Source organism: Betaproteobacteria bacterium (genome assembly GCA_016791345.1).
In the GTDB taxonomy this organism is placed as follows: domain Bacteria; phylum Pseudomonadota; class Gammaproteobacteria; order Burkholderiales; family JAEUMW01; genus JAEUMW01.
Genome location: JAEUMW010000035.1, coordinates 1 through 1,901 on the forward strand (window position 1 = coordinate 1; position 1,901 = coordinate 1,901).

Below are 1,901 nucleotides of genomic sequence, written 5' to 3' on the forward strand. Positions count from 1 at the left end.
ACCCGCCTTGGCCGCGGTCGCCTGCCCGCTGTTGGACTGGGTCAACAGGCTGACCCGAGGCGTATATCCCTCTGTCACCGACCTCGAACCATCCGTCGATCCGTCATCGACGACGATCACTTCGACCCGCGGCCAATCCAGCGCCAGCGCGCTCTCGATGGCCGCTGCCACGAACTGCGCGTAGTTGTAGTTGCAGATGATGACCGACACCAGGCTCGCCGGATCAAGCATCGTTCAGCACTCCACAGCAGACATAGTCACGCGGTCCTCGCGCTCGCCGCGGAGCGGAAGAACGACCACAGCCGCTCGATCGCACGACGATCCAGCAAGGCCAGCGCGCCCAGGAAGACCGTCGCGCCCGTACCGCCAATGACTACCAGGCGCACCAGGGCGGGCAGGTCGACATCGAGCGAGTGACGCACAGCGAAGGCTGCGATCATCATCGCCGCCGCAGCGAGCGCCGGCGTCATCAGACTGCGCATCTGATCGACGAAGCCTATGCCGGCCTTCGCCTTGAGCGATTGAGCCATCACCGGCCACGCGATCAGTTCTCCCAGCATCCAGATGGCGATAGCGCTGCCGACCGTGGGAACACCGAAGATGGCAATCAGTGCGGCGATGACGATGGCCTGGGCAGCGGTTCCGACGAGCGCCCAGCCAGGCCAGCCGGTCGCCTTCAACACCGGGACGATCAGGGTACGTGGCGTCTGCGCGAAAACCAGGAGCGCGAGCAGCGTGACGTACGGCGCGATGGGCGCCCAGCGCTGTCCCAGGAGCAGTTCCACCAGTTCCGGCGCGGTGATGGCGATGCCGACGAAGAGGGCGAAGAACACGATGCCGATCATCTCGCTGGCGCTGCCGAAGGCGCTGCGCAGACGTTCCGGCTGGTTCTGCATGCGCGACAGGACGGGAAGCGCGACCTGCGTGACGGCGACGGCGGAAACGCTCCAGACGACGTCGACGAGTCTAAAGCTCATGTTGAGATAGCCGGCGGCGCTAGTGCCGAGCGACACACCGGCGACGATGGTGAACACGCGCTTCAGGGCAAATCCAAGCACGAGACCGGCGAGCGATTTCAGTCCGAAGCCGAGGAGGTCGACCGCCTCCCGACTGCCGAAGCGAAACTGCGGCGTGCGAGGCGCCGCCAGCCACAGTGCCAGCGCACCGACAGCAGCGATGAGCACGTGCTGTCCCGCCAGACTCCAGTAGCCCAGACCGAGGAACGCCAGCAGCATGCCGAGGGCGGCGCCGGAGACTCGGCCGACCAGGGAGCGCACGGCCAGGACGCGGAAGCGAAGCTCTCGTCGCTGCTGCGCGGCGATTGTCGCCGATATCCCGGCGAAGGGCAGAGCAAGCGCCGTCCACCCCAGCACCCGTCCGGCGACGGGGTCGCCGACCAGCGCCGAGAACCATGGGCCGAGCGCCCAGCACGCGCCGAACAGCGCCAAGCCGAGAACGACTGTGACCGTGAAGGCGGTGTCGACATGCCGTTCGGTTATCTGGTCGCGCTGAATCAGCGCATCGTGAAAGAGCATTCCGACGCAAACGCTGAGCAACTCCACCGCCGCCAGCACGATCGAGAACAGGCCGAAGTCGCTCGGCGACAGGAATCTCGCCAGAACGATGAGCGTGAGGAACGAGACAAGCGTCAGGCCACCGTTCTCGGCCATGCTCCAGAGCGCCGAGCGAGCTGCATCTCCCCGACCGACCCCACGGCCGCTTGCCTCCTGTGGCGCGTGGGCTGCGTGAGCGTCTGCCGCCATGCTCGCCTCGCCGGATCGAGGAACGCTGCTCATCGACCGCTATGCCCCCCGCGCCGCCACACGCCCGAGCCTTTGCCGCCACGACTGCGAGATCTGCGCTCGCTCGAAACGCACCTTGACCAGCAACGACACCCATCG

Annotated in this window: 2 protein-coding genes; both read right to left on the bottom strand. The window is 66.5% G+C overall.

Features of this window, described 5'->3' with window-relative positions; genetic code table 11:
- A partial coding sequence (locus JNK68_01210; protein ID MBL8538965.1) for a glycosyltransferase family 2 protein occupies positions 1-231 on the bottom strand: 231 nt, incomplete at its 3' end.
- 26 nt (positions 232-257) lie between these two features.
- Positions 258-1,796: a lipopolysaccharide biosynthesis protein gene (locus tag JNK68_01215; GenBank protein ID MBL8538966.1), complete on the bottom strand. Its 1,539-nt coding sequence runs from the start codon at positions 1,794-1,796 to the stop codon at positions 258-260.
- Positions 1,797-1,901 lie beyond the last annotated feature (105 nt).